The sequence below is a fragment of the Streptomyces sp. NPDC002886 genome, from assembly GCF_042888445.1.
Taxonomy (GTDB): Bacteria; Actinomycetota; Actinomycetes; order Streptomycetales; family Streptomycetaceae; genus Streptomyces.
In genome coordinates this window covers 1-23,059 of record NZ_JBIAPV010000002.1, presented here as the reverse complement: position 1 = coordinate 23,059, position 23,059 = coordinate 1, and the positions used below count along the sequence as shown (strand labels likewise).

The 23,059-nt window shown below is 71.6% G+C and carries 24 protein-coding genes; 14 read left to right on the top strand and 10 right to left on the bottom strand.

The genetic code is table 11. From position 1 onward, the window contains the following. Positions 1-77: 77 nt before the first annotated feature. Positions 78-533, top strand: a complete 456-nt coding sequence (locus ACFYYB_RS06230) for a hypothetical protein (protein WP_389433493.1) — start codon at positions 78-80, stop codon at positions 531-533. Here the strand turns inward: ACFYYB_RS06230 and ACFYYB_RS06225 are convergent. Continuing rightward, positions 514-1,221: a FadR/GntR family transcriptional regulator gene (locus tag ACFYYB_RS06225; protein ID WP_389433492.1), complete on the bottom strand. Its 708-nt coding sequence runs from the start codon at positions 1,219-1,221 to the stop codon at positions 514-516. The two genes, ACFYYB_RS06230 and ACFYYB_RS06225, sit on opposite strands and share 20 nt — an antisense overlap. Positions 1,222-1,320: 99 nt before the next feature. Here ACFYYB_RS06225 and ACFYYB_RS06220 point away from each other — a divergent pair, with 99 nt between their 5' ends. The 4 genes from ACFYYB_RS06220 to ACFYYB_RS06205 all read left to right on the top strand — a co-directional run bounded on the left by ACFYYB_RS06220 (position 1,321) and on the right by ACFYYB_RS06205 (position 3,767). After that, positions 1,321-2,613 (top strand): CynX/NimT family MFS transporter, encoded by a 1,293-nt coding sequence (locus tag ACFYYB_RS06220; protein ID WP_389433491.1) that lies wholly within the window; start codon positions 1,321-1,323, stop codon positions 2,611-2,613. Between the two features lie 5 nt (positions 2,614-2,618). After that, positions 2,619-2,738, top strand: a complete 120-nt coding sequence (locus tag ACFYYB_RS06215; protein ID WP_327307432.1) for an SGM_5486 family transporter-associated protein — start codon at positions 2,619-2,621, stop codon at positions 2,736-2,738. A gap of 149 nt (positions 2,739-2,887) precedes the next feature. Continuing rightward, positions 2,888-3,118, top strand: coding sequence for a hypothetical protein (locus ACFYYB_RS06210; protein ID WP_389433490.1), 231 nt, complete (start codon positions 2,888-2,890; stop codon positions 3,116-3,118). Between the two features lie 130 nt (positions 3,119-3,248). After that, positions 3,249-3,767 (top strand): SixA phosphatase family protein, encoded by a 519-nt coding sequence (locus ACFYYB_RS06205; RefSeq protein WP_389433489.1) that lies wholly within the window; start codon positions 3,249-3,251, stop codon positions 3,765-3,767. 111 nt (positions 3,768-3,878) lie between these two features. Here the strand turns inward: ACFYYB_RS06205 and serB are convergent, their stop codons facing one another. Together serB and ACFYYB_RS06195 are read right to left on the bottom strand one after the other, a co-directional pair. Continuing rightward, a complete protein-coding gene (serB, locus tag ACFYYB_RS06200; RefSeq protein ID WP_389433488.1) occupies positions 3,879-5,078 on the bottom strand; it encodes a phosphoserine phosphatase SerB in 1,200 nt (399 codons plus the stop codon). A gap of 66 nt (positions 5,079-5,144) precedes the next feature. After that, entirely contained in the window at positions 5,145-6,716 is a 1,572-nt protein-coding gene (locus ACFYYB_RS06195) for a glycosyltransferase family 39 protein (protein ID WP_389433487.1), read from the bottom strand. Positions 6,717-7,069: 353 nt separating this feature from the next. On the opposite strand from ACFYYB_RS06195, the gene ACFYYB_RS06190 reads away from it, so the two are divergent. Next, positions 7,070-9,601, top strand: coding sequence for an FHA domain-containing protein (locus ACFYYB_RS06190; protein WP_389433486.1), 2,532 nt, complete (start codon positions 7,070-7,072; stop codon positions 9,599-9,601). Positions 9,602-9,706: 105 nt separating this feature from the next. Here ACFYYB_RS06190 and ACFYYB_RS06185 read toward each other — a convergent pair whose 3' ends face one another. The 3 genes from ACFYYB_RS06185 to ACFYYB_RS06175 form a co-directional block, all read right to left on the bottom strand. Next, the gene (locus ACFYYB_RS06185) at positions 9,707-10,408 is read right to left on the bottom strand and encodes a transglycosylase SLT domain-containing protein (RefSeq protein WP_389433485.1); all 702 of its coding nucleotides are present in this window, start codon (positions 10,406-10,408) and stop codon (positions 9,707-9,709) included. A gap of 307 nt (positions 10,409-10,715) precedes the next feature. Next, positions 10,716-11,828 (bottom strand): S-adenosylmethionine:tRNA ribosyltransferase-isomerase, encoded by a 1,113-nt coding sequence (locus ACFYYB_RS06180; protein ID WP_389433484.1) that lies wholly within the window; start codon positions 11,826-11,828, stop codon positions 10,716-10,718. Next, the gene (locus tag ACFYYB_RS06175) at positions 11,825-12,646 is read right to left on the bottom strand and encodes an SDR family NAD(P)-dependent oxidoreductase (RefSeq protein WP_389433483.1); all 822 of its coding nucleotides are present in this window, start codon (positions 12,644-12,646) and stop codon (positions 11,825-11,827) included. Before ACFYYB_RS06175 ends, ACFYYB_RS06180 begins: the two co-directional genes overlap by 4 nt. A gap of 210 nt (positions 12,647-12,856) precedes the next feature. On the opposite strand from ACFYYB_RS06175, the gene ACFYYB_RS06170 reads away from it, so the two are divergent. From ACFYYB_RS06170 to ACFYYB_RS06160, 3 genes are all read left to right on the top strand, one after another. Continuing rightward, a complete protein-coding gene (locus ACFYYB_RS06170; protein ID WP_389434922.1) occupies positions 12,857-14,014 on the top strand; it encodes a GAF domain-containing sensor histidine kinase in 1,158 nt (385 codons plus the stop codon). Continuing rightward, the gene (locus ACFYYB_RS06165; RefSeq protein WP_389433482.1) at positions 14,007-14,687 is read left to right on the top strand and encodes a response regulator; all 681 of its coding nucleotides are present in this window, start codon (positions 14,007-14,009) and stop codon (positions 14,685-14,687) included. The genes ACFYYB_RS06170 and ACFYYB_RS06165 overlap by 8 nt, the downstream gene beginning before the upstream one ends. 112 nt (positions 14,688-14,799) lie before the next feature. Further along, positions 14,800-15,045 (top strand): chaplin, encoded by a 246-nt coding sequence (locus ACFYYB_RS06160; protein WP_389434921.1) that lies wholly within the window; start codon positions 14,800-14,802, stop codon positions 15,043-15,045. Positions 15,046-15,355: 310 nt separating this feature from the next. Here ACFYYB_RS06160 and ACFYYB_RS06155 read toward each other — a convergent pair whose 3' ends face one another. Further along, complete coding sequence (locus tag ACFYYB_RS06155; RefSeq protein ID WP_389433481.1) at positions 15,356-16,135, bottom strand: hypothetical protein; 780 nt, start codon at positions 16,133-16,135, stop codon at positions 15,356-15,358. Positions 16,136-16,277: 142 nt separating this feature from the next. On the opposite strand from ACFYYB_RS06155, the gene ACFYYB_RS06150 reads away from it, so the two are divergent. The 4 genes from ACFYYB_RS06150 to ACFYYB_RS06135 all read left to right on the top strand — a co-directional run bounded on the left by ACFYYB_RS06150 (position 16,278) and on the right by ACFYYB_RS06135 (position 19,623). Continuing rightward, positions 16,278-17,072, top strand: coding sequence for an ABC transporter ATP-binding protein (locus ACFYYB_RS06150; RefSeq protein WP_389433480.1), 795 nt, complete (start codon positions 16,278-16,280; stop codon positions 17,070-17,072). Between the two features lie 96 nt (positions 17,073-17,168). Beyond that, positions 17,169-17,600, top strand: coding sequence for an NfeD family protein (locus ACFYYB_RS06145; RefSeq protein WP_389433479.1), 432 nt, complete (start codon positions 17,169-17,171; stop codon positions 17,598-17,600). Positions 17,601-17,754: 154 nt separating this feature from the next. Then, a complete protein-coding gene (locus ACFYYB_RS06140; RefSeq protein ID WP_389433478.1) occupies positions 17,755-18,762 on the top strand; it encodes an SPFH domain-containing protein in 1,008 nt (335 codons plus the stop codon). Between the two features lie 90 nt (positions 18,763-18,852). Continuing rightward, positions 18,853-19,623 carry a sulfite exporter TauE/SafE family protein gene (locus ACFYYB_RS06135; protein ID WP_389433477.1) on the top strand — a complete coding sequence of 257 codons (771 nt, stop codon included), beginning with the start codon at positions 18,853-18,855 and terminating at the stop codon, positions 19,621-19,623. Between the two features lie 79 nt (positions 19,624-19,702). Here ACFYYB_RS06135 and ACFYYB_RS06130 read toward each other — a convergent pair whose 3' ends face one another. The 3 genes from ACFYYB_RS06130 to ACFYYB_RS06120 all read right to left on the bottom strand — a co-directional run bounded on the left by ACFYYB_RS06130 (position 19,703) and on the right by ACFYYB_RS06120 (position 21,761). Further along, positions 19,703-20,206, bottom strand: a complete 504-nt coding sequence (locus ACFYYB_RS06130) for an HNH endonuclease (protein WP_250742212.1) — start codon at positions 20,204-20,206, stop codon at positions 19,703-19,705. 161 nt (positions 20,207-20,367) lie between these two features. Next, on the bottom strand, positions 20,368-20,901 hold the full coding sequence (locus tag ACFYYB_RS06125) for a YbhB/YbcL family Raf kinase inhibitor-like protein (protein WP_389433476.1): 534 nt from the start codon (positions 20,899-20,901) through the stop codon (positions 20,368-20,370). A 77-nt stretch (positions 20,902-20,978) separates the two neighbouring features. Further along, on the bottom strand, positions 20,979-21,761 hold the full coding sequence (locus ACFYYB_RS06120) for a sporulation protein (protein WP_327307448.1): 783 nt from the start codon (positions 21,759-21,761) through the stop codon (positions 20,979-20,981). Positions 21,762-21,920: 159 nt separating this feature from the next. Here ACFYYB_RS06120 and ACFYYB_RS06115 point away from each other — a divergent pair, with 159 nt between their 5' ends. After that, on the top strand, positions 21,921-22,562 hold the full coding sequence (locus ACFYYB_RS06115; RefSeq protein WP_389433475.1) for a DNA-3-methyladenine glycosylase: 642 nt from the start codon (positions 21,921-21,923) through the stop codon (positions 22,560-22,562). The last annotated feature ends 497 nt before the right edge of the window (positions 22,563-23,059 follow it).

Genomic DNA, 23,059 nt, shown 5'->3' with positions numbered 1-23,059 from the left:
AGTCGAATATCAGGACATTTCCCTGCAAACTGGGCCCGTCGGGATCTTCCCGGCTCCTGCGGGGAGGAGGTACGGGAGTGCGCGCGAGGCGGAGCCGAGCGGTATCCCTGCTGGTCACCTCGGTGGTCCTGACCGGATTCCTGCTCCCGGGAGCCGTCGCGGGAGACGAGGGGCCGGCCCCGATGCCCGGTACCGACCTCCAGGCTCCCGGGCCCGGTACGGACGTACAGGCTCCGGCCGTGGTCGATCCGGCCCAGATCCCCGCCGAACCGCCCGTGCAGCCCGCGAAGCCCGCCAAGGAGCTCTTCGGGGCCGACTGCGACACCGAGATCAACGGCTCCCAGGTGGTGGCGTTCTGCCACAACGGCTACCCCCAGACCGACCTGGTCCGCCTGCACGTGGAGTGCGACCGCTGGTGGGACGTGGACGGGGACGGCGCCGCCGTGGCCGTCGGACCGGCCGGCCGGGTGGAGCTCTCCGGCCGCTGCTGGAAGGAAGTCCGCTCCGCCTGGGTCAGCCACCAGCGGCAGTGACCCCCGTGGGCCGCCGCCCCTCCTTGGCCAGGCAGACGAACGGGTAGCCGGCCGCCTCCGAGGCCGCGGCGTCCCCGTCGCCCCGCCGGATCGCCTCGATCAGCCGCTCGTGGTCCAGGTGCGAGGCGGGATCGAGCTCCGTCCCCACGTCGGTGCGCAGCCAGTCGGCCACCAGGTCGCCGAGGTCCGCGTACAGCTCGATCAGCACCTCGTTGTGCGAGGCCGCCACCACCGCCATGTGCAGGGCCACGTCCGCCGCGATGAACGGCTCCGCGTCCCCGCCCCGCCACGCTTCCTCGCGGCGCGCCAGCAGCGCGTCCAGCTGTACGAGGTCCCGCGCGGTCCGCCGCTCCGCCGCGAGACGGGCCGCCGAGGACTCCAGCGTCGAGCGCAGCTCCGCGATGTGCCGGGGATCGGCGCCGGCGAAGCGGCGGTGCATGACCCCGGCCAGCTCGCTGGTGGCGATGACGTACGTCCCCGAGCCCTGACGGATGTCGAGGAGGCCGTTGTGCGCGAGGGCCCGGACGGCCTCCCGGACCGTGTTGCGGGCGACTCCCATCAGCTCCACGAGCTCCGGCTCGGTCGGGATGCGGGAGCCCACGGGCCATTCGCCGGTGGTGATCTGGTTCCTGAGCTGGGCGATCACCTGGTCGACGAGGGCGGATCGCCGGGGCGAGGTCAGCGGCATGCGGTCGGGGTTCCTCTCGGGGCGGGCGCGATGGTGGCGGGGGTCACGATACGGCCGCGGGGTGGACAACCAATCATCCCATGATTCTATGATGGTTGGATGTCCGACGAAGAAGTCCAGACCCTGAACCGGCTCCCGGCCGCGCGCACGGCATCCCCGCAGCCCCTTCCCGCCCCCGCCGCCCCGCAGCCGGCGTGGCTCGGACCCGTGCTCCTCGTCGGCATCGTGCTGGCCGCCCTCAACCTGCGGCCCGCCATCACCAGCCTCGGCGCCCTGTTCGAGGAGACCCGCGAGGGCCTCGGCATGAGCGGGACCGTCGCCGGACTCATCACCTCCGTCCCCGCCCTCTGCTTCGCCGTCTTCGGCGTCACCGCGCCCCGGCTCTCCCGCCGCTTCGGCCCGGCCGCCGTCGTCTGCGCGGGCATGGCCGCCGTCGCCGCGGGCCTGCTGATCCGGCCCTTCGCGACCAACGCCGCCGGATTCCTCGCGGCCAGCGCCCTGACCCTGGCGGGCATAGCGCTGACCAACGTGCTGCTGCCGGTCATCGTCAAGCGCTGGTTCCCCGACCGGGTCGGCACCATGACGGGGCTCTACTCCATGGCCCTGGCCGCCGGCACCTCGCTCGCAGCCGCCGCGACCGTCCCGATGACCCGGGCCCTCGGCGGCAGCTGGCGCACCGGCCTGCTGATCTGGGCCTTCCTCGCCCTGGCCGCCGTCGTGCCCTGGCTGGCCATCGCCGCGGCGGCCCGCAAGGAGAAGGCCGCGGCCGCCGGCGTACCGGCCGCCCGCCCCGACGCCGGACCCGGCGTCGTGCGCAGCCGCACCGCGTGGGCCCTCGCCTGCTACTTCGGACTCCAGGCCACGGGCGCGTACATCACCATGGGCTGGCTCCCGCAGATCTTCCGCGACGCCGGGGTCTCCGCCTCCACCGCGGGCATCCTGCTCGCCGTCACCATGGTCATGGGCGTCCCGCTGGCCTTCATCATCCCCGGCCTGGCGGGCCGGATGAAGAACCAGGGGCCCATCGCGGTCGTCCTCGGCCTCTTCGGCCTCGCCGGCTACCTCGGGCTCTACTTCGCCCCCGCCGCCGGGGCTTGGGCCTGGGTCCTGATGCTCGGCGTCTCCAACTGCGCCTTCCCGCTGGTCATCACGATGATCGGGCTGCGCGCCAAGTCCCCGGCCGGCGTGGTCAAGCTCTCCGCCTTCGCCCAGAGCACCGGGTACCTCATCTCCATCCCCGGACCGCTCGTCGTCGGCGTCCTCTACCAGCACAGCGGCGGCTGGGACCTGCCCCTCGCCCTGATGGCCGGTCTGCTCGTCCCGCAGATCGTGCTCGGGATCCTCGCGGGCCGGGACCGCACGATCGAGGACGAATGCGGCATGCGAGACTGATCGGCATGTCGCCCGTACTTGAACCGAACCCCCAGAACGGCCACCGCAAGCTCGGCCTCGTGCTGGGCGCGATGCTCCTGGTGACCGTGGTCATCGCCGTCATCGCGACCCTCGCCTCCCCGTAGGAGCGCCGTGGGGGTGGGGTTAACCCCCCAACCCCTAGGGGGTCAGGCTCAGGGACATCTGGGGTGCGTCCCGGATGGGAACCGCCTGCTCGAATCCTTAGATTCGAAGAGCAAGAGCGAGCCCGTCCGACGCACCCACGGAGGCGGCCATGTCGGCCCCCACGCACCTGGCCCCCACGGGCCCGGCCCCCCGCCACCCGTCCCCTCCCCGTGCCGCCGGGGCCGAGGCCCGGCTGCCCTGGTGGGGGCTCGCACTGCCCGCCCTCGGCTTCGGCCTCCTGCTCATACTCCTCGCCGGATCCGGCCAGGCACACGCGGCCTCCGGCGAAGGCTCCGTGCTCGTCCACGTCACCGAACGGCTGCTGAGCGCCGTCGGCTGACGAGGCGCCAGCCATGGGGAGCCCGCCCGCGCGGCCGCGCGCCGGGGTGCGCCCCACACCCGCCACACCTGCGGGGGGACCCTCTCAACACCCTGCGCCCCGTGGCTCGATTCATGCGAAGCTGGGAGCCATGAGCGCCGACACACCCCGCAGGATCGTCCTCCTCCGGCACGCCAAGGCCGAATGGTCGGACGGCACGGACCACGACCGCCCCCTGGCGGAGCGCGGCCGTCACGACGCCCCGGCCGCGGGCCAGAAGCTGGCCCAGACCGGCATCACCTTCGACCTGGCCCTCTGCTCCAGTGCGGCCCGGACCAGGGAGACCTGGAAGCTGGCCGTCCAAGAGCTGCCGCACCGGCCGAAGACCACGTACGAGGAACGGCTCTACGAGGCCTCGCTGGGCGAGCTCATCGCCCTGGTCAACGAGACCTCCGACGAGGTCAAGAACCTCCTCGTCATCGGCCACAACCCCGGCATGCACGCCCTGGCCGACGCCCTCGCCGGGAGCGCGCAGGGCGATGTGCTCGCCCGGATGAACCGCAGCGGCTTCCCGACCTCGGGGATCGCCGTCGTCTCCTTCACCGGCTCGTGGAAGTCCGTGGAACACGGAGTGGGCACCCTGCTGGACTTCTGGACCCCGCACGGCTGACACGCTCACCCCGCCGACCGCACCGACCCACACCGGCCACGCCGACGCGGCGGGCCCCGGCACTGTGGAAGTGCCGGGGCCCGCCGCCTCGTAGGAAGCCGGACGTCGTCGTCACGCCAGGTCGGCGGCCTCAACCTCTTCGCGGGTGATCCCGAGCAGGTAGAGCACCGCGTCCAGGAAGGGCACGTTCACCGCGGTGTGCGCGGCCTGACGGACCACCGGCTTGGCACAGAAGGCCACGCCCAGCCCGGCGGCGTTCAGCATGTCCAGGTCGTTGGCACCGTCGCCGATGGCCACCGTCTGGGCCAGCGGTACGCCGGCCTCCGCGGCGAAGCGGCGCAGCAGCCGGGCCTTGCCGGCCCGGTCCACGATCTCTCCGGTGACCTTGCCCGTCAGCTTTCCGTCGACGATCTCCAGGGTGTTGGCGGAGGCGAAGTCCAGCCCGAGCCGCTCCCGCAGATCGTCCGTCACCTGCGTGAACCCGCCGGACACGACACCCACCTGGTACCCGAGGCGCTTGAGCGTACGGATCAGGGTCCGGGCACCCGGAGTGAGGCGCACCTCGGAGCGGACCTTGTCCACCACGGAGGCGTCCAGCCCCGCCAGCAGCGCGACCCGGGCGTGCAGGGACTGCTCGAAGTCCAGCTCCCCGCGCATGGCCCGCTCGGTCACCTCGGCGACCTCGGCCTCACAGCCGGCGTGCGCGGCGAAGAGCTCGATGACCTCGTCCTGGATCAGGGTCGAGTCCACGTCCATGACGACGAGGCGCTGGGCCCGCCGGTGCAGCCCGGCCGAGACCACGGCCACGTCGACGCCGATCTGCGCGGCGGCGGTGGCCAGCGCCGTGCGCAGCGGCTCGGTCGGGGTGCCGGAGACGGCGAACTCCACGGCCGTCACCGGATACTTCGCGAGCCGGAAGATGCGGTCGATGTTGCCGCCGGTCGAGGTGATCCGCGCGGCGATGGCGGCCGTGGACTCGGCGGTGAGCGGATGCCCGAGCACGGTGACGTGCGAACGGCCACTTCCGCGCGGCCGGTTGTCACCGGTGCCGGAGAGGATCTCGGCCTGCAGTTTGAGGGACTCGGCCCAGCTGTGGACGGTGGCCCGCAGCTCGCCCTCCGTGCCGGCCGTCGGGTGGGTGACGAGGGCGCACAGGACGATGCGGCCCCGGGTGACGACCTGCTCGATGTCGACGACGTCGACGGAGTAGGCGGCGAGGGTGTCGAACAGCCCGGCGGTGATCCCGGGACGGTCCTTGCCGAAGATCTTGACGAGGAGGGTGGGGACGTCGGAGGTCTGCGAAGCGCTCATGGTGCCCTCACCGTATCTTCCCCGCCCCCGGCTCAGGACCCCCGTCCCACCCTCCGGGACCGGATGTCACCGGTGCACGAGCAGGGCGACGGAAATGCCCGGGACCTGCCGGTAGCTCTTCTGCACGTACCGGTCCTGGAGGACCTTGGCGTAGGGGGGCGGCAGGGTCGAGAAGGGGTCTCCGCCGTCGTCCTTGGAGACCAGCCAGATCCGTGGGGGCGCGACGGCGTCCAGCGTCGCGGCGGGGTCGGTGGACAGGGTCGGCCACAGGTCGTTGAGCTGTTGGCCGCTCTGGCCCGTGAGCACGTCCCGCAGGTGGATGTGCGACGGCAGGTAGTACGCGACACCGGTGTCCACGCCCCACCACGGGGAGAACTGCTGCTGCCCGTACGCCGCCGCGTCGCCCGGCTCGTAGCCCGCGGCGACGATCTCCGCCGCCGCCCGGTAGTCCAGCGGCGTGAACCAGGTCACCGGCTCGGGGTAGGTGTACGCGCCGTGCGAGAGCGGCCCGTGCACGGCCACGTGGTCCGGGGTGACCATCACCACCACCGCCAGCAGCGCCGCCACCATCCCGCGCACCCGGACCAGCGCGAGGCCGGCGCCGGCCAGCACCGCCCACGCGGGCAGTACGAAGAACAGGTACTTCGGCATGAAGTAGGAGACGCCGGCCCGCTGCGAGATCGCCCACAGCGCGAGGACCGGCAGCAGCGCCGAGACCGTGCCGAAGAGCACCGACCGCCTGCGGTCGCTGCCCCAGGCGAGCGCGGCGGCCAGGAACAGCACGGCCGCCATCGCGGTGCTGGAGAAGATCTGCGGCCAGACCCCCGCCAGGTCGCTCAGCCGCGGCTTGGCTATCCACCCGATCTGCCGGCCGGCCTGCCCCTCGCCCAGGGCGATCAGGGGGTAGGTGCAGGCCACGCCCAGTCCGGCGGCCAGGACGAAGCCGACGGGGATCCGCCACTGGCTCCGCTCCTTCCACCAGTGCAGGGCGACGCCGACCGCGTGGGCGCCGAGGAAGACCAGCGACACCAGGTGGAAGTAGCCGGCGGCCGCCACCGAGGCCCCGTAGCAGAGCCAGCGCAGCGGGCCGGGCCGCTCCAGGGCGCGCAGCAGCAGGAGCAGCGCCGCTGCCGCGACCAGCACCACGAAGGCGTACGACCGGGCCTCCTGCGCGTACCGGGTGACGGACGGGATCAGCGCGAAGAGGAGGCCGCCGGTCAGTCCGGCGCGCGCACCGAACATCCGCTTGCCGGCGAGCGCCGCGCAGGCCGCCGCGGCGGCCATCGCCAGCACGGTGGGGAGCCGGAGCATCGCGGGGGAGTCGCCGAAGAGACCGATCCAGTAGTGCAGCAGCAGGTAGTAGGCGCCGTGCACGGCGTCCACGTTCTGCAGCATGGCCAGCAGCGCGCCCACGGGACGGCGGACCACCGTGAGGGTGGCCAGCTCGTCGTGCCACAGCACCGGGGTGCTGATCCGGTACAGGCCGGCGCCGAGGGTGGCCAGCGCGGGCAGCAGCCAGACCAGCGCGGCACCCGGGCCCTGCCGCAGCGCCCGGCGGGCCCTGAGGGCGGAGCTCCGGGGGCCGAGCGGCGGGGGTCGCTCGGTCTCGGTCCGCGCGGCGTGGTCTGTACGCGTCATTGCAGTCCTGGGGGGTGGAGCGGGGGCGTGGGGGAGCGGACGTCCATTGTCCGATAACCATTCTGTCGGGACCGGCGAGCGTACGCCGAAACCGGCCGTTGCGGCTGTCAGGGACGTCCTGCCGGGCGGACCTGTCCTGATCCGGGGGCGCGGCCCGGCCCGCACGCGGGTGAGAAGTCCCTTATCGCACTCTCCGGGTGTCTTTCGGCCCCCTCCGTCCGTCCTTTCGGAGACCCCCGGCGGGGCCGGATTCCCCTTGTGGCCGTGCGCCTGAAATAGTTCCCCCGGATGTTCGCCATCCCTAGACTCCCTGACGTCATGGGGGATTCTCGGGGGACTTAAGTGGGGCTGGAGTGCCGGAACTCGTACTGGAATTGAATGGAAGGACCTGGACGCTCGATCCGTCCAGGTCGTACTCGCTGGGGCGCGATCCCCAGGGAGATGTGGTGATCGATGACGCCCGGGTGTCGTGGCGGCACGCCACCATCGCCTGGAACGGGCGAGGTTGGGGAATCGAGGACCACGGCAGCACCAACGGCACGTACGTGCGCGGGGCGCGGGTCCAGCAGGCCGAACTCGTACCCGGCACGCCGGTGCACCTGGGCAACGCCACCGACGGGCCGAGGCTGAACCCCGTCGCGGGCGCGGCCGCCCCGGCGCCGCAGCCGGCGGCCGCCCAGGCGTACGCGCAGCAGCCGCAGGCGCCGCAGGCGCAGCCGCGGGCCTGGGAACAGCAGGCGCAGCAGGCTCCGCCGTTCCCGCAGCAGCAGGCCCAGCAGCCGCACCAGGCCCAGCCGTTCCCGCAGCAGCAGGCCCAGCCGCACCAGCCGCCCCAGCAGCAGGGTGGCGGCGGTACCCCGGGCTACGGCGACCACCGCAGCCCGACGACGTTCCACCAGCTCGCGCTGGGCCACGTCATGCGCATCGGCCGTGCGCTGGAGAACGAGCTGGTGGTCTCCGACCTCCAGGTCTCCCGCCACCACGCCGAGTTCCACTCGATGCCGGGCGGCCGCTTCGAGATCCGCGACCTCGGCAGCCACAACGGCACCTACGTCAACGGCCAGCCGCTGGCGAAGTCGGGCACCGCACTGCTCGGCCCGAACGACATCGTCGGCGTCGGCCACTCGACCTTCCGGATCGTCGGCGACCGCCTCGAGGAGTTCGTCGACACCGGTGACGTCTCCTTCTCGGCCCGCCACCTCACGGTCACGGTCGACGGCGGCAAGCAGATCCTCAAGGACGTCACCTTCGGCGTCCCGGAGAAGTCGCTGATCGGCGTCATCGGCCCCTCCGGCTCCGGCAAGTCGACGCTGCTCAAGGCACTGACCGGCTACCGTCCGGCCAACCAGGGCGACGTCCTGTACGACAACCGCAACCTGTACAAGCAGTTCGCGGAGCTCCGCCAGCGCATCGGCCTGGTCCCGCAGGACGACATCCTGCACAAGGAGCTGCGGGTCCGCACCGCTCTGAAGTACGCGGCCAAGCTGCGCTTCCCGGCGGACACCACCGAGTCCGAGCGCGCGGCCCGCATCGACGAGGTGCTGCGCGAGCTCAAGCTCGACATCCACAAGGACAAGAAGATCACCGCGCTCTCGGGTGGTCAGCGCAAGCGCGTGTCCGTGGCGCTGGAGCTGCTCACCAAGCCCTCGCTGATCTTCCTGGACGAGCCCACCTCGGGCCTCGACCCGGGCATGGACCGCGACGTCATGCAGCTGCTGCGCGGCCTCGCCGACGACGGCCGCACGGTCCTCGTCGTCACGCACTCGGTCGCCGAGCTGGCCATCTGCGACAAGCTGCTGGTCATGGCCCCGGGCGGTTCGGTCGCGTACTTCGGCCCGCCGGACGAGGCACTGAACTTCTTCGGCTATTCCACCTGGGCCGATGTGTTCTCCGCCTTCGAGAGCTACCGCGACTACGACTGGGCCGGCCGCTGGAAGGGCTCGCAGCACTACCAGCTCTACGCCGCCGACATCGACGCGGTCGCCCCGCAGTCGGTGCAGCCCGCCGTGCAGCAGACCCGGCCGCCGAAGCCGCAGGGCTGGGGCTCCCAGCTCTGGACGCTGATGCGCCGCTACATGTCGGTCATCGCGTCCGACAAGGGCTTCATCGGGCTGATGCTGATCCTCCCGGCGGTCCTCGGCGTGGTCTCCGTCGTCATCCCCGCGAAGTTCGGACTCGCGCCGCCCGTGGCCCCGTCCCGCTTCAACGGCGACGCCGGCACGATCATGCTGATCCTCGCGGTCGGCATGTGCTTCTCGGGCGCCGCGAACTCGGTCCGCGAGCTGATCAAGGAACGTGTGATCTACGAGCGCGAGCGCGCGACCGGTCTGTCCCGGTCGGCGTACCTCGCCTCGAAGGTGATCGTCCTCGGGTTCATCACGGCCATCCAGGGCGTGATCATCTGCGCGATCGGCTTCTACCCGCGCGACCTGCCCGCCGAGGGTCTGCTGATGCCGCCGGCCGTGGAGATCTGCCTCTCGGTCATCGCGCTCGGCTTCACGTCCATGATGTTCGGCCTGGTGATCTCCTCGCTGGTGAAGACCGCCGAGAAGACCATGCCGCTGCTCGTCATGTTCGCGATCGTCCAGGTCGTGTTCACCGGCATCCTCTTCCAGGTCTACGACTCTCCGGGCCTGGAGCAGTTCGCCTGGCTGATGCCGTCGCGCTGGGCGATCGCCGCCGCCGGCACCACGCTGAACCTCGGCGTGCTCATGCCGCCGTGGGACGCGGAGAACCCGACCAACACCGACCCGCTCTGGGACGCCACGGCCGGCCAGTGGGGCCTGAACATCACGATCCTGCTGCTCCTCGGCGTCGCGTGCGGCTTCGCCGTCCAGCGTCTGCTGCGCCGCCACGAGCCCGAGGTCATGCGCGCGGGCAAGTAAGCCGACGGGCTGGCGCGCGATCGAACACGCACGAACGCCTCAGGGCGGCTCCGGAACACCGGGGCCGCCCTGAGGCGCATGGGGGGCTGGGAGGACGCCAGCGGCCTAGTAGGCGCTGTTGACGTTGTCCATGGAGCCGTAGCGGTCGGCCGCGTAGTTGCAGGCCGCGACGATGTTGGCGACCGGGTCGTACAGGTCGAACTTGGTGCCCTTGACGTGGTACGCCTTGAAGGTCGGGGCGATGACCTGGAGCAGACCCTTGCTGGGGATGCCGTTCTGGGCGTTGATGTCCCAGTTGTTGATCGCCATCGGGTTACCGCTGGACTCGCGCATGATGTTCTTGTGGATCCCGGCGTAGGTGCCCGGAATGCCCTCCCGCTTCATGATGAAGAGGGCTTCCTTGATCCAGCCGTCCAGGTTGTTCGCGAAGACCGGCGTGCGGGTCGCGGAACGGCTGGCGGCCGCCTTCTGCTCGCGGTCCTTCTTCGCGTCCGCCTCGGCCTTGGCCTTCGCGGCCGCGTCCTTGGCGGCCTGGGCGGCCTTGGCGTCCTTCGCGACCTTGGCCTGCTGGTCCGCGACGACCTGCTGAACGGTGAGGTGCTGCTGCACGGCCTGCGTCTGCGCGCCGTCGACCACCTTGGACCAGGCGACCGGGGCAGCGGCGACGACCGTCTGCGTCTCGGCGGCGTTGGCCGGCACGAGGGAGAAGGCCAGGGCCGCGGCGCCCAGGGTGGCTACACCGGCGACGGAAAGCTTGTGGGCCTTCGTCAGACGACGACTGTGGCCGGGAGTGGTGGTCTCGGTCATGAGTAGCAACCTCTTCGAATAGCGGGGGCCGCAGGAAAGCGCCTGCCGGATCCGAGATCCGCGGCGCTGTGCGGCGAGAGCAATTCTTAGCGGTGGCAAAATCCTGTGGCAAAGGTGTGACGTACGATCCCGCTTAGTGGATCAGGGCCCCCGACCGGGCTCCGAATTCGGGGCCCGGTACATGCGAGACCAGCGCTAACAGTGTCCTTACGTGTCCACTAGGGAGCTTCGTAAGTGATGTGCGTCCTATGTGCGGGCTCACATCGGGCACGTATCAATCTCACCAACCGTTGCGTCAGCAATCCACTCAGTGACCGTTGTCATCCTTGAGTAGCAGATGAACGTCCCCGAACTCATGCCAAAGGCACAGGTTCGCTACGGCTGAGGCGTACCCGCGCAGTACGGCCTCCCGTCCGGCCACCGCCTCCAGCATCAGCAGGTGCGAGGCCTCGGGCTCGTGCAGCCCGGTCAGCAGCCCGTCCACCACCCGCACCCCGCGCTCCGGCGTCACGACCAGGCCGGTCCAGCCCCCGGCGGCCCGCACCGCCCCGTCCCCGCCGACGGCCGACTCCAGCGCCCGCACCGCCGTGGTCCCCACCCCGATCACCCGCCCGCCCGCCGCCTTCGCCGCGTTCACCAGCCGGGCCGTGACCGCGGGCACCTCGTACCGCTCCGGGTAGGGCGGCTCGTGCGCCTCCTGGGAGGCCACCCCCGTGTGCAGGGTCAGCGGGGCGAACAGCACCCCCCGGCGCACCAGCTCCGCCACCAGCTCCGCCGTGAAGGGCCGGCCCGCGCTCGGCATCTCCGCCGAACCCGCCCCGTCGGCCCGGGGCACCGCGAAGACCGTCTGGTACGCCGACAGCGGCTGGTCCCGCTCCGTATAGGCGTACCGGATCGGCCGCCCGTACGAGCCCAGCAGCGCCGGCACCTCCTCCGGACGCCCCCCGGGCGGCGCCGGCCGCGCCCACCACAGCCTGTCCGCCCCCGGAACCAGCGGCTCCTCCAGTACGAGGCGCCACCCGCCCGGCAGCTCCACGACACCCTCGGCGGGCCCGCCGGCCCGGGGCCCGGTCGTCCCCCGTGCGAACCGGTCCCGGCCGCGCAGCTCCACCGCCCAGCGGCCGTCGTCCCCGTGCGTGGAGAAGTGCACGACGAGCTCCTCGCCGCCGAGCCGCCCGTCCACGGCGGCCGCCAGCGTCACCGAGGTGTTCACCACCAGCACGTCCCCGGCGCGCAGCAGCCCCGGCAGTTCCCGGAAGGCGCGCAGGGACACCTCGGAGGCGCCCTGCGAGACCAGCAGCCGCACCGAGTCCCGCCCCCGGCCCGGCCCCCGCTGCTCGGCGGGAACCCGGGCCGCAAGACCCGGCGGAATGTCCCTTATATACAGTCCCTTTTCCCGTAGCCCCTGCTCCGCGCTCACCGCTGCACCCCATCCACCGCGGAGGCGCCGTCCGCCCCGAGGGCGTCTTCCGCCCCGGAATGGCCTTCCGCCCCGGCGTGGCCTTCCGCCCCGGCGTGGCCCTCCACGTCTTCGTGCCGCTCCCGCGCCCCGGCGAGCTCCTCGGCCGTGTACCGCCCGCTGGGCGCGGGCGCCGTCAGCAGGGTCAGCAGCACCGGAGCCACCTCCCGCGGAGTCGGCAGCCCCGCCAGGTCCTCCCCGGGCTCGGCCGCCGCCATCATCCGCGTCCGCATCGAGCCCGGATCCGCCCACCACACGCGCAGCCCCGGCTCCTCCACCGCCAGGACCGCCGACATCAGGTCCCCCGCCGCCTTGGTCGCCCCGTAGCCGCCCCAGGTCCGGTACGGCACCACCGCCGCGTCCGAGCTGATGTTCAGCACCGCCCCGGCGGCCGACGCCCGCAGCAGCGGCAGCGACTCCTGGACCAGCCCCAGCGGGGCCACCACGTTCACCTCGAACGCCTCGCGCAGCCCCTCGAGCGGGTGCACCGCCAGCGCCACCAGCGGCTCCGCGCCCAGCACGCCCGCGTTGTTCACCAGCAGGTCCAGCCCGCCCAGCGCCCGCGCCGCCGCCACCAGCTCCGCCCGGTGCGCCGCCGAGGACACGTCCCCGGCCACCACCGAGACCCGCGCCCCCGCGGCCCGCAGGGCCTCCCCGGCCTCCTCGAGGGGGCCCGCGCCCCGTGCGCTCAGCACCAGGTCCCAGCCCCGGGCCGCCAGCTCCCCGGCCACCGCCCGCCCCAGTCCCCTCGACGCCCCCGTCACCATCGCCACAGACATGACCGCACCCTCGCCTTCCGAACCGCCCGGCAGATGCCCCCAACGTAGGAACCCGGCCACCCCCGCCGCCTCGGCCGCGGGCGGTACCCCTGCAGGTCCCTTCGGCCTAGGCCGAGCCCTACGCCAAGCCCCTGCCGAGGCCTACGCCCAGGGCCCGATCCGCCCGGCCGGCGCCGCGAGTACGGTGAGGCCATGAACTCGCGCGAGGCCATGCACTGCGGACCCCGAGGCCCCCGCGGGGGCGGCCTGGCCGCCGTGAGCACCGCACTGCTCGCCATGAGCCGCCGGCTGGAAGTCCGCGACGTGCTGCGCACGATCGTCGCCTCGGCCCGCGAACTGCTCGACGCCGAGTACGCGGCGCTGGGCGTCCCGGACGACCACGGCGGCTTCGCCCAGTTCGTCGTGGACGGCATCAGCGAGGAACAGTGGCGCGCGATCGGCCCGCTGCCCCGCCAGCACGGCATCCTCGCCGCGATGCTCCACGAGGACGGCCCCGAGCGGCTGGCCGACGTACGCGAGGACCCGCGCTTCGAGGGCTGGCCCTCCGCCCACCCCGACATGTCCGACTTCCTGGGCATGCCCATCCGGGACGGCGAGGAGACCCTCGGCGCGCTCTTCCTCGCGAACAAGCGAAGCGTCCCGGGCGGCGGAAGCGGCTTCACCGACGAGGACGAGGAGCTCCTCTCCCTGCTTGCCCAGCACGCGGCGATCGCCCTCACCAACGCCCGCCTCTACGAGCGCAGCCGCGAGCTGACCATCGCCGAGGAGCGCTCCCGCCTGGCCCACGAGCTGCACGACGCGGTCAGCCAGAAGCTCTTCTCCCTCCGTCTCACCGCGCAGGCCGCCGCCGCCCTGGTGGACCGCGACCCGGCCCGCGCCAAGGACGAGCTCCAGCAGGTCGCCGTCCTCGCGGCCGAGGCCGCCGACGAACTGCGCGAGGCCGTCACCGAGCTCCGCCCCGCCGCCCTGGACGAGGACGGCCTGATCGCGACCCTCCGCAACCAGGTCCGGGTCCTGGACCGGGCCCACACCGCGCACGTCTCCTTCACCTGCGACGGCGTGCGGGCCCTGCCCGCGGCCCAGGAGGAGGCGGTCCTGCGCGTGGCCCAGGAGGCCCTGCACAACGCCCTGCGCCACTCGGCGGGCGAGCGGATCGAGGTCACCCTGACCCGCCGCGAGACCGGAGGGGCTCTGCTCCGGGTGACCGACGACGGTTCCGGCTTCTCCCCTCCCACCGTCCGCCGGGCGGGCCGGCACCTCGGCCTGGTCTCCATGCGGGACCGGGCCGCCGGAGTCGGCGGCCGGCTCACCGTACGGTCCGAGCCCGGCACCGGCACCACGATCGAACTGGAGGTACCCGGTGGCTGAGACGCCGGGCCGCAACGGCCGAGACGGTCGCGGCGGCAGCCGCATCAAAGTACTGCTGGTCGACGACCACCAGGTGGTCCGTCGGGGCCTGCGCACCTTCCTGGAGGTCCAGGACGACATCGAGGTCGTCGGCGAGGCCGCCGACGGCGACGAGGGCATCGACCGCGCCGAGGAACTGCGCCCCGACGTCATCCTGATGGACATCAAGATGCCGGGCACCGACGGCATCGAGGCCCTGCGCAGGCTGCGCACGCTGGCGAACCCGGCGCGCGTGCTGATCGTCACCAGCTTCACCGAGCAGCGCACGGTGGTCCCGGCCCTGCGCGCGGGCGCGGCCGGTTACGTGTACAAGGACATCGACCCCGACGCCTTGGCCGCGGCCATCCGCTCGGTGTACGCGGGCCACGTCCTCCTCCAGCCGGAGGTCGCCGGAGCCCTGCTCGCCGAGGAGGGCTCCGGCCCGTCAGCCGGCCGCGGCGGCAACCTGACGGACCGCGAGCGCGAGGTGCTGCAGCACATAGCGGACGGGCGCTCGAACCGGGAGATCGCCCGCGCGCTGGTCCTGTCGGAGAAGACGGTCAAGACGCACGTATCGAACATCCTGATGAAGCTGGACCTCGCGGACCGTACGCAGGCGGCGCTGTGGGCGGTCAGACACGGCATCGCGCCGTGATTCATACGGTCGGGTGTACGTAGCCCACATGGCGCATCCCGTTCGTCTGATGAGCGTTCTTCATGACGTGCCGCGGCGGCTGGCCGCGGCAGACGTACTGGAGGACGAGAACGTGAAGAACTTCAAGAAGGCCACCGCCGTCACCATGATCGCGGGCGGCCTCCTGGCCGCCGGCGCCGGTGTCTCGTCGGCGCACGGCGGTGCGTCGGCGCAGGGCGAGGCCCTGAACTCGCCCGGCGTGGCCGCGGGGAACCAGGTCCAGGCCCCCGTGCACATCCCCGCGAACGTCGTGGGCAACTCGGTCAACGTGATCGGCCTGCTGAACGGCGCCTTCGGCAACACGGGCGTGAACAACTAGCCCGCACCCTTCTTCACCGCGGTACTCGCACTGCTCCGCAGGCTTCGCACCGCTGCGCCGGACTCCGTCCGGCGGGGCAGCCGGGCCCCCGCGCAGCGGCCCTGCGCCCCGGCCCCGCTTCCCCCCTCTCCCTGGGAAGCGGGGCCGAGCCATTCCCCGACGCGGCACGTGAGCCAAGCACGCCTTCCCGCGCAGCGGTGCCGCCCAGGGCTGAGCCCACGGCCGGAGGCCGGCGCAGCCGGGGACGCTCACGCGGCGGTGCCGCACCGGATCCCCTGCCTCCACAGCGGCAAGATCCGAAAGAGGCGGCCTAGCGCAGCCGCTCCTCGACGGCCGAGTTGTACGCCGCGACCAGCGCCCGCCGGGCGACCCGCTCCACCGGCCGCAGCGCCTCCGCCCGAGCCGCCATCTCCGAGGCGGCCACCGCCGCGCCGTGCCCCCGCTCGGTCGCCAGCGAGACCATCAGGTCCACCCGCTGGGCCAGCGACAGGACCCGTACCGCCCGCGCCGGATACCCCGGCGCCAGCGCGTCCCGTCCGGCTTCCGTCCGCGCCCGGTACGCGGACAGCGCCGCATCCGCGACCGGCCCGGATCCCGCCACGTCCAGCCGGGTCAGCACCACCGTGGCCTCGCGCAGCGCCTCCGCCAGCTCCCGTTCCGCCTCACCGAGCGACGGCACGTCCGCCGGCGGGGCCTCCCGTACCGGCAGGCAGTGCCAGGTCACCGACACGTGCACATCACCCGCGGGCCCGACCTCGCGCACCTCCGGCACCAGCCCGAGCGCCGCCCCCACCGCGACGACCGCCTCCTCCGCGTCCAGCGCCCTCGCGTTGAACTCCGGCGGCCCGCTCAGCCCCAGCGGATGCCCGGGCGCCGGGAGCGCGATCCGCAGCCCGGTCACCCCCAGCACCCGCAGCCGGCCCAGCGCCAGGGTCAGACCCACCGGGCCGGATTCCCCGGGCAGCCCCTCCACCCGGTGCACCGAGTCCTCGCCCACGATCGACAACACGGCCTCGTCGGGCGAGACGAGACCGGCCAGCAGAGCGTTCCCCCAGGCGGCCAGCCGCCCTGAACGCGGTTCGAAAAGCATCCCCCCACTTTACGGACGGCCCCCTGGACCCGGGCCCGCGCCCGGACCCCTCCCCGAGTGGCGTAGGTTTTCCCCTGGGGCTGCGCCCACGGACGGGGCGGCGCACAGACGTACCGAGACTGCAAGGGGAGACAACACGCTCATGAGCGATGTTCTGGAGCTGGTGGACGTATCCGTGGTCCGCGAGGGCCGGGCTCTGGTGGACCAGGTCTCCTGGTCGGTCAAGGAGGGGGAGCGCTGGGTGATCCTCGGCCCCAACGGCGCCGGCAAGACCACGCTGCTGAACCTCGCCTCCAGCTACCTCTTCCCCACCAAGGGTTCCGCCACCATCCTCGGCAGCACCCTCGGCAAGGTCGACGTCTTCGAGCTGCGCCCGCGCATCGGCATGGCCGGCATCGCGATGGCGGACAAGCTGCCCAGGCGCCAGACCGTCCTGGAGACCGTCCTCACCGCCGCGTACGGCATGACGGCCACCTGGCAGGAGGAGTACGAGGAGATCGACGAGCAGCGCGCCCGCGCCTTCCTCGACCGCCTCGGCATGACGCCCTACCTCGACCGGAAGTTCGGCACCCTCTCCGAGGGCGAGCGCAAGCGCACCCTGATCGCCCGCGCGCTGATGACCGACCCCGAGCTGCTGCTGCTCGACGAGCCCGCCGCCGGGCTCGACCTCGGCGGCCGCGAGGACCTCGTACGGCGCCTCGGCCGGCTCGCCCGCGATCCGCTCGCCCCGTCGATGATCATGGTCACGCACCATGTCGAGGAGATCGCCCCCGGCTTCACCCACGTCCTGATGATCCGTCAGGGCAAGGTGGTCGCGGCCGGACCCGTCGACCTCGAACTGACCTCCCGCAACCTCTCGCTCTGCTTCGGCCTGCCGCTCGTCGTCGAGCGCAACGACAGCGACCGCTGGACCGCCCAGGGCCTGCCCCTGCGGTAGTTGGCGTACGGGGCCCCGTCGTCAGCGGGGTCCCGCACGCCGGCCGGGCCTCCCGCACCCTGTCCGGACCGCGCCCACCCGACCTACCATGACCATGTGGACATCGACGCGTGGGTGTGGTGGCTCATCGGCGCGGTCGGACTGGGCATACCCCTCGTCCTGACCGCGATGCCCGAATTCGGCATGTTCGCGGCGGGAGCGGTGGCGGCCGCCGTCACGGCGGCCCTCGGAGGGGGACTGGTCGTCCAGATCCTGGTCTTCGTGGCCGTGTCGGTCGCACTCCTCGCGGTCGTCCGCCCGATCGCCGCCCGACATCGCAGCCAAAAACCCCAACACCGCAGCGGAATCGACGCGTTGAAGGGCCGCAGCGCCCTCGTCCTGGAACGCGTGGACGCGGGCGGCGGGGGCAGGATCAAGCTCGCCGGCGAGATCTGGTCGGCGCGCTCCCTGGACGCCGACATCACCTTCGAACCGGGCCAGTCCGTCGACGTCGTGGAGATCGACGGGGCGACCGCCGTCGTCATGTGAGGGATCATGGGACGGGTCATGTGACGGACCAGCACGTGAGCAACTCCCTTGTGTGCAGGCCACATGTGGGCAAGCAGCCGACCCGCGGCCCCGGGGTCTGCGAGACTCCGCTGAACGGGGCAGCACAGACAGCCGGAAGGGCACGGGGAACCGCATGCAACCGATCATCATCGTTCTGATCATTCTGGTGGTTCTGGTCTTCATCGCACTGGTCAAGACGATCCAGGTGATCCCGCAGGCCAGCGCCGCCATCGTCGAACGGTTCGGGCGCTACACCCGCACCCTCAACGCGGGCCTCAACATCGTCGTCCCGTTCATCGACTCGATCCGCAACCGGATCGACCTCCGCGAGCAGGTCGTCCCCTTCCCGCCGCAGCCCGTCATCACCCAGGACAACCTGGTCGTCAACATCGACACCGTCATCTACTACCAGGTGACCGACGCCCGCGCCGCGACGTACGAAGTGGCCAGCTACATCCAGGCCATCGAGCAGCTCACCGTCACCACGCTGCGCAACATCATCGGCGGCATGGACCTGGAGCGGACCCTGACCTCCCGCGAGGAGATCAACGCGGCCCTGCGCGGAGTCCTCGACGAGGCCACCGGCAAGTGGGGCATCCGCGTCAACCGCGTCGAGCTGAAGGCCATCGAGCCGCCGACCTCCATCCAGGACTCGATGGAGAAGCAGATGCGCGCCGACCGCGACAAGCGCGCCGCGATCCTGCAGGCCGAAGGTGTCCGGCAGTCCGAGATCCTGCGCGCCGAGGGCGAGAAGCAGTCCTCCATCCTGCGCGCCGAGGGTGACGCCAAGGCCGCGGCCCTGCGCGCCGAGGGCGAGGCCCAGGCCATCCGTACGGTCTTCGAGTCCATCCACGCCGGCGACGCCGACCAGAAGCTGCTCGCCTACCAGTACCTCCAGATGCTCCCGAAGCTCGCCGAGGGCGATGCCAACAAGCTCTGGATCGTCCCGAGCGAGATCGGCGACGCCCTCAAGGGCCTCTCCGGAGCGATGGGCAACTTCGGCCCGATGGGCGCGGCCTCCGGCTTCAACCCGCAGCCCGCGGGCAGGGACGGTGCGAAGGACGGCGGCGGCAGCGGCGGGATCCCCGCCGCCCGCGACAAGGACGCCGCGGAACGCCGCGAGCAGCCCCCCATCGACTGAACGGGGCGTCCCCTCCGGCATGATCAGTGAGGCCCCCCGACCTTCACGGCGGGGAGGCGACTCACTCATGCAAAGGGGACGACCCCTCCCATGTCCATCTGGGAATCACTCGCGGTCTTCGCGGCCGGCATCGGCGCCGGCACCATCAACACCATCGTCGGTTCCGGCACCCTGATCACCTTCCCGGTGCTCCTGGCCACCGGCCTGCCGCCCGTCACGGCCAACGTGTCCAACACCCTGGGTCTCGTACCGGGTTCCATCAGCGGAGCCATCGGCTACCGCAAGGAGCTCCAGGGCCAGCGCGCCCGCATCATCCGGCTCGGCGCCGTCTCCCTCGTCGGCGGACTCGCCGGCGCGATCCTGCTCCTCACCCTGCCCTCGGACTCCTTCGACACGATCGTGCCCGTCCTGATCGGCCTGGCCCTCGTGCTCGTCGTCTTCCAGCCCCGGCTCGCCGCCGCCCTGCGCAGGCGCCAGGAGGCGGCCGGAGGCGACACGAGCCATCCCGACGGCGGCCCGCTGCTGCTGTCGGGCATGCTGCTCTCCAGCGCGTACGGGGGCTACTTCGGCGCCGCCCAGGGCGTGCTCTACCTCGGCCTGATGGGCCTGCTGCTCCGCGAGGACCTCCAGCGGATCAACGCGGTGAAGAACGTCGTCGCGGCGATGGTGAACGGCATCGCGGCCGTCTTCTTCCTCTTCGTCGCCGAGTTCGACTGGACGGCCGTCCTGCTCATCGCCGTCGGTTCCACCATCGGCGGCCAGCTCGGCGCCAAGGTGGGCCGCCGCCTGCCGCCGACCGTGCTGCGCGCGGTCATCGTGACCGTAGGGATCATCGCGATCGTCCAGCTGCTGCTCCGCTGAGCGACGTAGAAAACGTACGCCGCCCAGCGCAGCCGTCTATCCGGCGGGACGATCCCGCCCTACGCGATCACCGACCGCCCTACGCGGAACGCTCGAGCCACTCCGGCAGCGCGTCCCGCCCGCCCACCCCCAGCGCGAGCAGCATCGCGTCGGCCGGCGAGGGTACGAAGGGCTTCCGGAGGAGCGGCATCCCCGCCTCCTCCGGAGTCCGGGCCGCCTTGCGGTGGTTGTCCTCGGAGCAGGAGGCCACCGTGTTCAGCCAGGTGTCCCCACCGCCCTGCGCCCGCGGAAGCACGTGGTCCACGGTCGTCGCACGCTTCCCGCAGTAGGCGCACCGGTGTTGGTCCCGGATCAGCACCCCCCTCCGTGACCAGGGAGCATGTCTCCGGAAGGGCACCCGGACGTACCTGCAGAGTCTGATCACCCGTGGCAGCGGCAGCTCCATCGTGGCCGCGCGCACACGGAACTCGGGATGCGCCTGTTCGACCACGGCCTTGTCCTGGAGCACCAGCACCACAGCCCGGTTCATCGTCACCGTCGACAGCGGCTCGAAGCTCGCGTTCAGCACCAGCGTGTCCCGCATCTCGCCCACCTCCCGTGTGCAGGCCCGCGACCACCCTGGCGGCAAGGCCCGCAACCACTCTGGTCGCGCGCGCCACGCGGGACAACGCAATAAAAATGCCCGGTCCCGGCCGTCTTTAGACCAGGACCGGGCAAACACCCGGAGAACGGAGTCAGGAATGCTCAGCTCGCGGGAGCCTCGTACTCACCGACGAGCTGCGCGCGCCCCAAGGTGTGGAACCGCAGATTGAACCCGACGACGGCCGGCGAGACGTCCGCACCGGGACCGAGCTTCTCCTGGTCCACCGCGTACACGGTGAACACGTAACGGTGCCGCTCCCCGGCCGGGGGAGCCGCCCCGCCGAAGTCCTGGGTGCCGTAGTCGTTGCGCACGTGCACGGCCCCGGCGGGCAGCCCCTCGAACTTCCCGCTGCCCGCCCCGGCCGGCAGCTCGGTGACCGAGACCGGCAGATCGAAGAGCACCCAGTGCCAGAACCCGCTGCCCGTCGGGGCATCCGGGTCGAAGCAGGTCACGGCGAAGCTCTTCGTCCCCTCGGGGAACCCCTCCCACCGCAGGTGCGGAGACACGTTCCCACCGGACAGCACCTGGTCGGACCCCAGATCGGCCCCGGGCTCCAGGTCCGCACTGGTCACGGTGAACGCGTGCACCGCCGGATGGAAATCGTGGGGGAGCGGCGCCCTGTTCTGCTCGGCCACTGCGGAACCTCCTACTGGATCGAGTCGACGCTGACCGGTACCTGTACCGGCACCGAGCCTAGGGGCTGGCTCGCCCCTCAGAGCCAGTTGCGCTGCGAACCCACCGAGGAGATCCACTGGTTCAGGTAGGCCGCCCAGTCGGTGCCCTGGTAGGACTGCAGCCCCACCTGGAAGCAGCGGAAGGTGTCGCTGCCCTCGCTGAACAGACCCGGCTTCTTGTCCATCTCCAGGACGACGTCCATCTCGCGCCCGTCGGAGACGAAGGTCAGCTCGACCTGGTTCAGCCCCCGGTACTGCGACGGCGGCAGGAACTCGATCTCCTGGTAGAACGGCAGCGTCTGCCGCGTCCCCCGGATGTGCCCGCGCTCCATGTCCGCGCTGCGGAAGGTGAAGCCCAGCTGCGCGAAGGCGTCGAGGATCGCCTGCTGCGCCGGCACCGGGTGCACGTTGATCGCGTCGAGGTCGCCGGCGTCCACCGCGCGCGCGATCTCCAGCTCCGTGCTGACCCCGATGTTCATCCCGTGCAGCTGACGCCCCCCGAAGTGGGTGATCGGCGTCTCCCAGGGGATCTCCAGACCGAACGGCACCACGTGCAGGGCGCCCGCCTGCACCTGGAAGGCACCACCGAGGCGCTGCTTGGTGAAGACCACGTCCTGCTTGTACTCCTGGTCGTTGCCCTCCACCTCCACCCGCGCCTGGAGCCCGACGGACAGCCCCTCGATCTGCTGCTCCACGGACCCGCCCTGGATCCGCACCTCGCCCTGGACGATCCCGCCCGGGACGACGTTCGGCTCGGTGATGACGGTGTCGACCGAAGCACCACCGGCACCCAGGCTCGCGAACAGCTTCCTGAACCCCATGCTCTGACTCCCCTATACGACTACGACTACGACGTGCTCGAAAGAATCCTGCGCGGCAAGACGCGCGCCACGGCGCGCGGTACCACCTCTACCTACCTCTACAAACGCGGAACCTTAGGCCCCGGTTGCAGGAGTACGCAGTCCACTACGCTCGACTGGATGAGCGCGCGCCCCGACCGTACGCCCCTGCCCCGGTCCTTCTTCGACCGCCCGGTCCTCACCGTGGCCCCGGACCTCCTCGGCCGCACCCTGGTCCGCCGCACCCCGGACGGCCCCATGGAACTGCGCATCACGGAGGTGGAGGCGTACGAGGGGGAAGCCGACCCGGGCTCCCACGCCTACCGCGGCCGGACGGCGCGCAACGAGTCGATGTTCGGTCCACCCGGACACGCGTACGTCTACTTCATCTACGGCATGTGGTTCAGCCTCAACCTGGTCTGCGGCCCGCCGGGCCACGCGAGCGGAGTCCTGCTCCGGGCCGGAGAGATCACCGTGGGCGCCGACCAAGCCCGCAAACGCCGGATTTCAGCCAGAAACGACCGGGAACTAGCCAAAGGCCCGGCCCGCCTGGCCACCGCCCTGGCCGTGGACCGCTCCCTGGACGGCACGGACCTCTGCGCCGACCCGGGGTCCCCCTTGTCCCTGCTGACCGGCGCTCCCGTGTCGCCGGACCAGCGGAGCAGCGGCCCGCGCACCGGGGTGGGCGGCGCCGGCGCGGCCCACCCATACCGCTACTGGATCACCCACGACCCGACGGTGAGCCCGTACCGGCCCCACGCGCCACGCCGCCGCCCAACTTGACTCGGCGCCGGCGGACGCCTAACGTAGCCCGAGCCGCTTGAACGGGGCACTGCTATCAGCAGACCCCCAGAGCGGCCAACCAACCACCTACGACTTACCCCTGGCGGGGTCTTATTCGGCATGTCCGAATTCGATTCCGAACGGCCGATTATGAGCCGCACGGGATAAGCGCTAATGTGGTGGAGCGCCGAAAGGCAAAGACCCCCAACGGTCACCGAATTCAAATCCAGAGTCGGAAACGACAACGGAAATGATCTGGTAGAGTTGGAAACGAAGGAAGCGCCCGGAGGGCCTGGAAACAGGAACAAAGGAAGCGTCCGTTCCTTGAGAACTCAACAGCGTGCCAAAAATCAACGCCAAAAAGTTGATACCCCGTCCATTTCGGTGGATGAGGTTCCTTTGAAAAAGACCTGTGAGGTCGCGGTTCTGCCGTGATGCTTGCAGGCAATTACACAGCGAGGACGCAGTGGACGGTCGGTCTTATTCCGACATGACTG

Bases quoted from the DNA above. Each gene is read 5' to 3' on its own strand.
- ACFYYB_RS06170 (WP_389434922.1), top strand. From the start codon at position 12,857: ATGCACTGCGGACCCCGAGGCCCCCGCGGGGGCGGCCTGGCCGCCGTG.
- ACFYYB_RS06215 (WP_327307432.1), top strand. From the start codon at position 2,619: ATGTCGCCCGTACTTGAACCGAACCCCCAGAACGGCCACCGCAAGCTC.
- ACFYYB_RS06115 (WP_389433475.1), top strand. From the start codon at position 21,921: ATGAGCGCGCGCCCCGACCGTACGCCCCTGCCCCGGTCCTTCTTCGAC.
- ACFYYB_RS06140 (WP_389433478.1), top strand. From the start codon at position 17,755: ATGCAACCGATCATCATCGTTCTGATCATTCTGGTGGTTCTGGTCTTC.
- ACFYYB_RS06185 (WP_389433485.1), bottom strand. From the start codon at position 10,408: ATGACCGAGACCACCACTCCCGGCCACAGTCGTCGTCTGACGAAGGCC.
- ACFYYB_RS06175 (WP_389433483.1), bottom strand. From the start codon at position 12,646: ATGTCTGTGGCGATGGTGACGGGGGCGTCGAGGGGACTGGGGCGGGCG.
- ACFYYB_RS06205 (WP_389433489.1), top strand. From the start codon at position 3,249: ATGAGCGCCGACACACCCCGCAGGATCGTCCTCCTCCGGCACGCCAAG.
- ACFYYB_RS06135 (WP_389433477.1), top strand. From the start codon at position 18,853: ATGTCCATCTGGGAATCACTCGCGGTCTTCGCGGCCGGCATCGGCGCC.
- ACFYYB_RS06225 (WP_389433492.1), bottom strand. From the start codon at position 1,221: ATGCCGCTGACCTCGCCCCGGCGATCCGCCCTCGTCGACCAGGTGATC.
- ACFYYB_RS06150 (WP_389433480.1), top strand. From the start codon at position 16,278: ATGAGCGATGTTCTGGAGCTGGTGGACGTATCCGTGGTCCGCGAGGGC.
- ACFYYB_RS06130 (WP_250742212.1), bottom strand. From the start codon at position 20,206: ATGCGGGACACGCTGGTGCTGAACGCGAGCTTCGAGCCGCTGTCGACG.
- serB (WP_389433488.1), bottom strand. From the start codon at position 5,078: ATGAGCGCTTCGCAGACCTCCGACGTCCCCACCCTCCTCGTCAAGATC.
- ACFYYB_RS06155 (WP_389433481.1), bottom strand. From the start codon at position 16,135: ATGCTTTTCGAACCGCGTTCAGGGCGGCTGGCCGCCTGGGGGAACGCT.
- ACFYYB_RS06120 (WP_327307448.1), bottom strand. From the start codon at position 21,761: ATGGGGTTCAGGAAGCTGTTCGCGAGCCTGGGTGCCGGTGGTGCTTCG.
- ACFYYB_RS06195 (WP_389433487.1), bottom strand. From the start codon at position 6,716: ATGACGCGTACAGACCACGCCGCGCGGACCGAGACCGAGCGACCCCCG.
- ACFYYB_RS06220 (WP_389433491.1), top strand. From the start codon at position 1,321: ATGTCCGACGAAGAAGTCCAGACCCTGAACCGGCTCCCGGCCGCGCGC.
- ACFYYB_RS06210 (WP_389433490.1), top strand. From the start codon at position 2,888: ATGTCGGCCCCCACGCACCTGGCCCCCACGGGCCCGGCCCCCCGCCAC.